Consider the following 8,844-nt stretch of genomic DNA (forward strand, 5'->3'; position numbering starts at 1 on the left):
AACAGACTAAGGCCGGAAGCGCTAGCCCGCTTCCGGCCCTTTTTTCGTCCATGCCCTGCGGGTCGCTTGCCGGAAACACCTGCAATCTCTAAGGCGCGGCCTCATGGAAAACGCGCCGCAAACCCCATCCGCCCCGGAACCGAAAAGCTGGATCACGGGCATTCACGCCTATGTCCCCGGCAAGTCGACCGGCAAGGACGGGCAGAAGCTGACCAAGCTCTCCGCCAATGAGAACCCGCTCGGCACCAGCGGCGCTGCGCTTGCGGCCAGAGCACAAGCGGTGCATCCGGCAACCTACCCCGATCCTGACAGCACCGCGCTGCGCACCGCCATCGCGCAAGTTCACGGCCTCGATCCCGCGCGGATCGTCATGGGCACCGGGTCTGACGAACTGCTCAATCTTGCCGCACAGGCCTATGCCGGGCCGGGCGACGAGGTTGTCTATGTCCGTTATGGCTTCTCGGTCTACGACATCGCCGCCCGCCGCTGCGGTGCCACCCCGGTGGTCGCGCCCGATACGGATTACGGCACCGATGTCGACGCGCTGCTCGCCTGCGTGACCGAGCGCACCCGCGTCGTCTTCCTGGCCAACCCCAACAACCCCACCGGCAGCTGGCTCCCCCGCGCCGAAATCGCGCGCCTGCACGCCGCGCTGCGCCCCGACATTCTGCTGGTGCTCGATGGCGCCTATGCCGAATACGTCGCGCCCGAGCATGACGACGGCGCGCTCGATCTTGCCACCACCGCGCAAAACGTGCTGGCCACGCGCACGTTCTCGAAGATCTACGGCCTAGCCGGAGAGCGCATTGGCTGGGGCACCGCGCACCCCGCGATCATCGACATGCTCAACCGCATCCGTGGCCCGTTCAACATCTCGCTGACCGGCCAAGCCGCTGGCCTTGCCGCCGTGCAGGATCAGGCCTTCGTGGAAAGCTCACGCCGCCACAATGCGCAGGAACGCGCCCGCTTTGTCGAAAAGCTCGAAGCGCTCGGCAATCACGGCGTCCGCCCGCTGCCCAGTCAGGCCAACTTCGTGCTGATCCTGTTCGAAGGCGCGCTGAGCGCCGAACAGGTCTACACCGGCCTGATGGACCACGGTTACATCACCCGCTGGCTGCCCGGCCAGGGCCTGCCACAAGCGTTGCGCATCACCATCGGCACGGCAGCGCAGATGGACGAGATCGCCGCAGCCATCCGCCAGATGTGCGAGTCCGCAAAGTGAGCGACGCCGGGTTCAGCCAAGTCACCATCGTCGGCCTCGGCCTGCTTGGCGGGTCGATCGGCCACGCGGTGCAGTCCTACCTCCCCGGCACCACCGTCGTCGGATACGACGCAGACCCCGAAGTCCGCACCGCCGCCCGCGCGCTGAACCTTGCCCACCGCATCGCCGACACGGCGCAGGATGCCGCCACCGGCTCAGACCTCGTGATCTTCTGCGTCCCGGTCGGCGCAATGGCCGCCGCCGCCCGCGCCATCGCGCCGGGCCTGTCAAAGGATGCGCTGGTCAGCGACGTCGGCTCCTCCAAGGCCACCGTCGCCGCCGCCTTGGCCGAAGCGCTGCCCGGCCACCACATCATCCCCGCGCATCCCGTGGCAGGCACAGAGCGCAGCGGCCCGGACTCAGGATTCGCCACGCTGTTCCGCAACCGCTGGTGCATTGTCACTCCGCCCGCCGATGCCGACCCGGCACTGGTCCAGCGCCTCGTGGCCTTCTGGGAAGCGCTGGGCGCGCGGATCGATACGATGGACGCCGACCATCACGACAAGGTGCTCGCCGTCACCAGCCACCTGCCGCACCTGATCGCCTATACCATCGTCGGCACCGCCTCGGACCTCGAACAGGTCACGCAGAGCGAGGTCATCAAATACTCCGCCGGCGGCTTCCGCGATTTCACCCGCATCGCCGCATCAGACCCCACGATGTGGCGCGACGTGTTCCTGACCAACCGCGACGCCGTCCTCGAAATGCTCCAGCGCTTCACCGAGGATCTGACCGAACTGCAAAAGGCCATCCGCAAGGGCGACGGCGAAACCCTCTTCGACCACTTCACCCACACCCGCGCGATCCGGCGGGGGATCATCGAGATGGGACAGGACGATGCACGGCCGGACTTTGGGCGGAGCGATCATCAGGGGCAGGGGTGAGGGATTGGAGATGACCAACACGGGTCGTTAGCCAGCCGGGCTTTGTTCTGCAGCGTCCGCTGGAACCTGTGGTTCGTTCTGGTTGCTATTCTTGATAATCGCAGTAGCGCGATAACCGGTCCTTGTGCATTGTATCACCGTGGTAAAGATAAACTCCGAGATCCTGATTTGGGCACGCGAGACCGCCGGTCTTGATTTGGAGACTGCTGCTCGCAAGATTGCGCTCAACGCCGCGCGCGGTATGTCCGGCGCGGAGCGGCTGAAAGCGATTGAGGCTGGCGATGTTGTGCCCAGCGCGGCTCTGCTTCGCCGAATGGCAGACAAGTATCACCGACCGATTCTGACCTTTTACCTGCCAAGGGTGCCCGCCCCGCCGCAGTTTGGGCAGGATTTCCGTGCGCTGCCGGATCAAGGCGACGAATCCAACATTTTGCTCGCGACGTTGCTTCGTGACGTCAAGGCAAGGCAAACGCTCGTGCGCGAGACGCTAGAGGAAGACGACGACGCCGTAGAGGTCAAACTCGTCGGCTCTGCCAAAGGCATCCGTGACGCCGCCGAACTAAGCGCTGCAATCGCCTGTGCGATTGACTTTGACCGAGCCGCATATCGCGCACAGGCCAAGGGTGAGGACGCATTCGCGTATCTCCGCACGCTAGTGGAAGCCAAAGGTGTGTTCGTCCTGCTGGCGGGTGACTGCGGGCACTGGTCCACTGCAATTGAGGTCGAAATCTTTCGCGGTTTCGCGATAGCTGACCACTTGGCCCCCTTCATCGTGATTAATGACCAAGACGCAAAGTCCGCTTGGGCCTTTACACTTCTGCATGAGTTAGCCCACCTACTCGTTGGCGAGACGGGTGTCAGCGGCGGTACACCCGCGGCTGGACTAGAGCAGCTATGCAATGATGCTGCCGCGGCAGTACTGGTCGAGCGTGCGGAGGTGGTCGAATTGAGGTGGCTACTTCGCGACAGTGATAGCGACATAAACGTGATCAAAGGGTTCGCCGATCAAGCTCGCATCAGCCAGTCGATGGTGGCGTATCAGTTGTTTCGGGTCGGGGTCATCGGCGAAGGTCGTTGGCGCGAGCTGCGGGACACTTTCCGCCGTCTATGGGTCACGCAGAAAGATCGCGAGCGCGAACGGAACCGAAGCAAGGACGGTGGCCCCAACTGGTATGTCGTGCGTCGGCACCGGCTGGGCTCCGCTATCCTAGCAGTCGCGCGGCAGGGAATGGCCGACGGCTCCCTCACACCGACACGCGCAGCGCGGATGCTGGGGGTGAAACCAATGAACGTCTACCCGCTTCTCGCTGAACCGCGGCGGGCGACTGCCTGATGCTCTATTTGTTGGATGCTAATGCGCTAATTACAGCGCACAACACTTGGTACGGGCATAGGCGCGTTCCTGAGTTTTGGCGTTGGCTGATACATCATGGCGAAGCAGGCACAATCAAGCTCCCGCAAGAAATTTACGCCGAGGTAGAAGCTGGCACGGATGAGTTGGCGGCATGGATGCATGACTCTGCGACGAAGAAGGCGCTGATGCTGGCTGAGGACGGCAATCTGGGCGCGGTCCAGAAGGTGCTGGCTTGCTACGGTGACCCGTTGACAGAAGATGACATGATCACGATCGGGCAGGATCCTTTCCTGATCGCTGCGGCCGTCGGGAACGTTGATCGCTGCGTCGTTACCGCCGAGGTCTCAAAGTCAACAAGGACCGGCGCTCGTCGACACGTCCCCGACGTCTGTGATGATTGTGGCGTCAACTGGATTAGCCCGGTCGCGTTCATCGCTGAGCTTGACTTCACTACTGATTGGGACTCGTTTGAGAAGTTGTGGAGTTAATACACCTAGTTCCGGGTCGTTCCGGGGGCAGTATACTTCATTCTGTTGGCGGATAATTATAATGCGCTATTGCATCGCCAAGATACACGCATTAAATCCGAAATCTCGCTCCCAAAGCGACATCGCTATTCCACACCCGTCTTGCCCTACCACAACCGCTTCACCGCAAACCCATCGAACAACCCCTCGTTCGACACCAGCACCATATCCTCCGCCTGCGCCTGAGCGATCAGCAGGCGGTCGAAGGGGTCTTTGTGGGCGATGGTCATTTGCCCGGCGAGGCGGGCGTGGTAGACGGTGATGTGCAGCTCGGCAAAGCCCTGTGCGGCGATCACGGCTTCGAAGTCCTGCGCCAGCAAGGCCGCTTGTGGCAGTTTGCCGATGCGGAACTTGGTGGCAACTTCCATCGCCGAAGCGGCGCTGACGGCAACGGGATTGTCCTCGTTGGCAATGGCTTGCCGCGCAGGAAGGCTCAGCGCATCGTCACCCGCAAGCCACCAGATCAGCGCGTGCGTATCAAGCAGCAGTTTCAACCGAGATTCCACCCGGCGAGTTCATCATCGGGCAGTGGCTCGTCAAACCGTGCGTCCATCGCAATCTTGCCTTTGAGCGCGCCAAACTGCCGCCGCCCCACCGGGTTGACCGGTACGAGCCGCACCGCAGGCACATTACCCCGCGCGATCACCACATCGCCACCCGCCAGCGCGTCTGCAATCAGGCGGGAAAGGTTTGTCTTGGCATCGTGAACCGAAAACTGGGCCATAACTGCCTCCTTGGCTAACTATATAGCTAAGGCAGGGCTATCGGGCAAGACTTACCCCAACCCTCACCCATTCAGCGCATTGCCATTCAGCGCATTAATCGCCGCTTCCACCCGCGCCTCGATCTCCTCGCGCGGCAACCCCGCCGGGATTTCCTCGGCGAAGCGGTAGCGGATGGTGCCCGGGCGTTTCCATGTGCGCTGGTACAGCGGCCCGCTGTCCACTGCCACCGGGATCACCGGCAGGCGCAGCAGTTTGTAGATGCCCGCAAAGCCTGCCTGCAACTGGCCCGGCGTGCCGTGCGGGGTGCGGGTGCCTTCGGGGAAGATGATCAGTGGGCGGTCTTCGGCGATCAGGCGGCGCGCTTCGGACAGCATCGTGCGCAGCGCCTTGGCCCCGGCCTCGCGCTCCACGCCGATCAGGCCGAAGTTGCGCGCCGCAGGGCCCCAGCCGGGGATGCGCAGCAGTTCGGCCTTGGCGAAGACCACCGGCAGGCGGAACAGCCAGGGCATATCAATCGCCTCGAAGAACGATTCATGGCGGATGGCATAGAGCACGCCGGGTTTGAACACCGGGTTTTCCAGCTCCACCCGGATGCCCAGCAGCACGCGGCAGCACAGCCGGTGCCACCCGCACCACCCGCGCACGAACATGCGGAACGATGGCTTGTGGACATACATGGTCAGCAACGAACCGGTGACGAACATCACCGATCCAATGTAGAACACCGCATAGAACGCCAAGGAGCGCGGGACGGACAGCACCTTGCGCAGGCTCACCAGCCGATCATCCATGCCACGGTGCGCGCCACCAACTTGTTGTATTCGATGAACAGGATGCGAAGGCTTGGCGTTGATGGCACGGCGTCCTTTATGATGATCAGGCTGTCCGGCGCTTCGGCCTCAAGGTCCAGCGCGGCGCGGCGCATGTGCCAGTCGGTCGTCACCAGCCGGATTGATCGCAGCTTGTTTTCCCTGATCCAGCGCATCGTTTCAATCGCATTGCTGCGTGTATCGACCGCGTCGTAGCCCAGCGTGACGCAGCAGGCCATCAGCCGCTCTGGCACTTCATACTCCACCGCAAATTCACGCGGGCGCACTTCGCGGTCAACGCCTGAAACCAGCAGGCGCCGCGCGCGGCCTTTCTCGACCACGTTCAGCGCATGGGGAATGCGCCCTCCGCCGCCCGTCAGCGCCACCACGCCATCGGTGCGCACAGGCTCCACCACCGGCTGCGGCAGGAACGTGGCGAACCAGACAAAGCCCAGCGCCCAGACGATCAGCAACAGCGACAGCAACCGCCGGAAGATGCCCCGCTTCGTCACAGCATACCCTTCAGCGCGTTGAGCACCGACAGTCGCGCAGTCAACACCGCCAGCAGCACACCCGCCACCGGGATGCAGCAGATCAGCAGCCAGTCGGTATAGCCAAGGCTGCCCGCCGTCATCATGCCCGATCCCAGCGCGGCAAACTGGCGGCCCAGCAGTCCGATGGTCACCACGCCCAGCAGCAGCCCGCCAATGCCGCCCGCCGCCGCGTCCACCGCCATCGACCGCTGGAAGATCCGTGCGATCTGCGCATCGGTGCCACCCAGCATGTGGACGATCTCGATGGTATTGCGGTGGTTGCTCAATGCGTTGCGCGATGCCAGCAGCACGGTTGCAACCGTGGCGAAGGCCAGCAGCGCGATCAACCCGCCCGCCAGCAATTGCAGCGCGCCAATCGCTTCGAACACGGGGGCCAGCCAGCTCGCCTGCGCGTCCACCCGCGCATCGGGCGCGCGGGCGGCGATTTGCTGGCGCAATGCCGCCACGGCGGCCTTGTTTGCATTGCCCGCCAGCCGCACATCAATCAGTGCGGGTATGGGCAGCGCGTTCACATCATCACCCACGGTCGTGCCCAGCCACGGCTCTACCAGCGCATCGAGTTCCTTCTGCGGCACAATGCGCACCGAAGCGACACCTGATGCGCCCTGAAGTGCCGCAAGCGCCTCCTGCGCCTGCCGGTCACGCTCTCGCGGTGAGCCATTGACGATCTGCACCGTCACCCCGCCCGCCACATCGGCGCTGGCGGCATTGGCCGTCTTGCGCAGGGCAAGGCCGCTGGCGCTTGCCACAACGGTCAGTCCGATCATGATGGCAATGACCCACGGCATCGGGCCAGACAGCTTGCCCTGCGGCAGCAGGCGCGCTTCCGCACCGCGCCGCTCGCGCAATTCCTCGCGCAGAGAACCGGTGAACATTTCGAACATGTTCATGCGCCCGCCCGCTCTGGACGGAGCGTGGAAGTCTGGCGGCGTGGCGGATAACGCAGCGCACCGGTGGGGTCGGACAGCCGCCCCTTGTCGAGCCGCATTATCAGCGATTCCGGCACCTTGCGGATCAGGTGAACATCGTGCGTGGCGACCACCACGGTCGTGCCCAGCCGGTTCAGCGCCTCGAACAGGCGAAGCAGCTTTTCGGCCATGTCGGGGTCGACGTTGCCGGTGGGCTCGTCGGCCACCAGCATGTCGGGTCGCCCGATCACCGCGCGCGCAATGGCCACGCGCTGCTGCTCTCCACCCGATAGCGATGCCGGACGCGCATGGCTGCGGTCACCCAGTTCCACCCATTCGAGCATGTCGGTCACGGGTTTGATAATGTCACTCTCGGGCACGCCCGCCACCCGCAGGGGCAGGGCCACATTGTCAAAAGCGGACAGGTGCGGCACCAGCCGGAAGTCCTGAAACACCACGCCAAGGCGGCGGCGGAAGCCGGGCAGGCGGTCACGCGGCAATGTAATCGCATCGGTGCCGAACATGCGGATCAGCCCGCGCGAGGGGCGCTGCGCCAGATAGAGCAGCTTCAACATCGATGTCTTGCCCGCGCCCGAAGCGCCGGTCAGAAAGTAAAAACGCCCGGAATACAAAGTGAAGCTGATGTCGGTCAGCACTTCCTTTTCAGTGCCATAGCGCAGGCCCACGTTGTCAAAATGGACAATCTCCGCGTCTTCGTGCTGGCTCATGAGAAGGGGACAGTACCTGTTTGTTAGGCGCAGATTGTTACGCACAAACGGCTATAGGCGGCAATCCATGTGGAAAAAAGGCCATGAAAGCGTTTCTTGCCACGTGAAGCTATTGTTTCGACAGGCGTGACCATGCTTAACCCACAGCCATGATTATCGCGTGCCCCGCCTGCTCGACGCGCTACGTCGTTCCCGACAGTGCCATCGGTGTGGACGGTCGGACCGTGCGCTGCGCCAAATGCCGCCATTCGTGGTTCCAGAACGGCCCTGAACTGCCGGAGCGGGATGCCTTGGAAGCGGTGGCCGAAGTGCCTGCTGCTGCGCCTGAGGCCGAAGCGCCCGCTTCGTCTCCAACGCCCGAGCCGGTTCAGGCCGAACCCACCATTCCGCCGCCGTTGCCCGAAGCTGCGCGCCGCGCTCCGCCTCAGGTCTATTCCGACGATGATCACTCGCCCTTCGATCACCAGCCCCCGTTCCGCCCGCGCCGCAATCCGGCAAAGCTGTGGACCATCGCGGCGGTGGCCTTCGCGCTGACCGTCGCGGCGTTGGCAGGGGTGGTGTGGCAGTTCGGTATGCCCAAGTGGCTCCCCGGTGCGGTGCAGACGTTTGGCGCGGACCGGCCCGACCTCGTCCTGTCGTTCCCGCCCGAAAAGCAGGACCGCCGCCAGCTGCCCAACGGCACCGAATATTTCGGCGCAAGCGGCACGGTGACCAACAACGGCCGCGACGTGCGCGCCATCCCCGAAATCCTGATCGTGCTGCGCGATGCGGGCGACAAGGTGGTGAAAACCTGGGAAGTCCCGCCCCCGCAGGAAGAGCTTGCTCCGGGTGAAAGCGTGACGATCAACGCCGCCGTCACCGATGTGCCCAAGTCTGCGAAGGTCGCCGAAATCGGCTGGAAACCGGATTGATTTGAAAAAAGTCCTGAACGTTGTTGCGCGCACCAAATTGCTTTGCTAGGGGCGCGCTCCTACCCCACCACGGGGCGCTGGCCGCAGGCCTTGCACCCCGTCTGATTTTGCGGTCATGGCGGAATTGGTAGACGCGCAACGTTGAGGTCGTTGTGGGCGAAAGCCCGTGGAAGTTCGAGTCTT

Annotated in this window: 11 protein-coding genes; 5 read left to right on the top strand and 6 right to left on the bottom strand. The window is 63.6% G+C overall.

Annotated features, from left to right (window positions below; all coding sequences use genetic code 11):
• The first annotated feature begins 103 nt into the window (after positions 1-103).
• The 4 genes from hisC to B7X90_RS03020 all read left to right on the top strand — a co-directional run bounded on the left by hisC (position 104) and on the right by B7X90_RS03020 (position 3,987).
• Positions 104-1,222, top strand: a complete 1,119-nt coding sequence (gene hisC / locus B7X90_RS03005) for a histidinol-phosphate transaminase (protein WP_292621535.1) — start codon at positions 104-106, stop codon at positions 1,220-1,222.
• Positions 1,219-2,145 carry a prephenate/arogenate dehydrogenase family protein gene (locus B7X90_RS03010; RefSeq protein WP_292621537.1) on the top strand — a complete coding sequence of 309 codons (927 nt, stop codon included), beginning with the start codon at positions 1,219-1,221 and terminating at the stop codon, positions 2,143-2,145. Before hisC ends, B7X90_RS03010 begins: the two co-directional genes overlap by 4 nt.
• 124 nt (positions 2,146-2,269) lie before the next feature.
• A complete protein-coding gene (locus tag B7X90_RS03015; protein ID WP_292621538.1) occupies positions 2,270-3,478 on the top strand; it encodes an XRE family transcriptional regulator in 1,209 nt (402 codons plus the stop codon).
• The gene (locus B7X90_RS03020) at positions 3,478-3,987 is read left to right on the top strand and encodes a DUF4411 family protein (RefSeq protein WP_292621540.1); all 510 of its coding nucleotides are present in this window, start codon (positions 3,478-3,480) and stop codon (positions 3,985-3,987) included. Before B7X90_RS03015 ends, B7X90_RS03020 begins: the two co-directional genes overlap by 1 nt.
• Before the next feature lie 146 nt (positions 3,988-4,133).
• Here the strand turns inward: B7X90_RS03020 and B7X90_RS03025 are convergent, their stop codons facing one another.
• From B7X90_RS03025 to ftsE, 6 genes are all read right to left on the bottom strand, one after another.
• The gene (locus B7X90_RS03025) at positions 4,134-4,520 is read right to left on the bottom strand and encodes a type II toxin-antitoxin system VapC family toxin (protein ID WP_292621542.1); all 387 of its coding nucleotides are present in this window, start codon (positions 4,518-4,520) and stop codon (positions 4,134-4,136) included.
• On the bottom strand, positions 4,517-4,750 hold the full coding sequence (locus tag B7X90_RS03030) for a type II toxin-antitoxin system Phd/YefM family antitoxin (RefSeq protein WP_292621544.1): 234 nt from the start codon (positions 4,748-4,750) through the stop codon (positions 4,517-4,519). The genes B7X90_RS03025 and B7X90_RS03030 overlap by 4 nt, the downstream gene beginning before the upstream one ends.
• A 63-nt stretch (positions 4,751-4,813) precedes the next feature.
• Positions 4,814-5,542: a lysophospholipid acyltransferase family protein gene (locus B7X90_RS03035; RefSeq protein WP_292621546.1), complete on the bottom strand. Its 729-nt coding sequence runs from the start codon at positions 5,540-5,542 to the stop codon at positions 4,814-4,816.
• Positions 5,524-6,057 carry a YdcF family protein gene (locus B7X90_RS03040; RefSeq protein WP_292621558.1) on the bottom strand — a complete coding sequence of 178 codons (534 nt, stop codon included), beginning with the start codon at positions 6,055-6,057 and terminating at the stop codon, positions 5,524-5,526. The genes B7X90_RS03035 and B7X90_RS03040 overlap by 19 nt, the downstream gene beginning before the upstream one ends.
• A gap of 11 nt (positions 6,058-6,068) precedes the next feature.
• The gene (locus B7X90_RS03045) at positions 6,069-7,004 is read right to left on the bottom strand and encodes an FtsX-like permease family protein (RefSeq protein ID WP_366409657.1); all 936 of its coding nucleotides are present in this window, start codon (positions 7,002-7,004) and stop codon (positions 6,069-6,071) included.
• Positions 7,001-7,750: a cell division ATP-binding protein FtsE gene (gene ftsE / locus B7X90_RS03050; protein WP_292621549.1), complete on the bottom strand. Its 750-nt coding sequence runs from the start codon at positions 7,748-7,750 to the stop codon at positions 7,001-7,003. Before ftsE ends, B7X90_RS03045 begins: the two co-directional genes overlap by 4 nt.
• Before the next feature lie 149 nt (positions 7,751-7,899).
• Here ftsE and B7X90_RS03055 point away from each other — a divergent pair, with 149 nt between their 5' ends.
• Entirely contained in the window at positions 7,900-8,661 is a 762-nt protein-coding gene (locus B7X90_RS03055) for an MJ0042-type zinc finger domain-containing protein (protein ID WP_292621551.1), read from the top strand.
• The last annotated feature ends 183 nt before the right edge of the window (positions 8,662-8,844 follow it).

This window comes from Novosphingobium sp. 17-62-19, assembly GCF_002256775.1.
Classification (GTDB): domain Bacteria; phylum Pseudomonadota; class Alphaproteobacteria; order Sphingomonadales; family Sphingomonadaceae; genus Novosphingobium.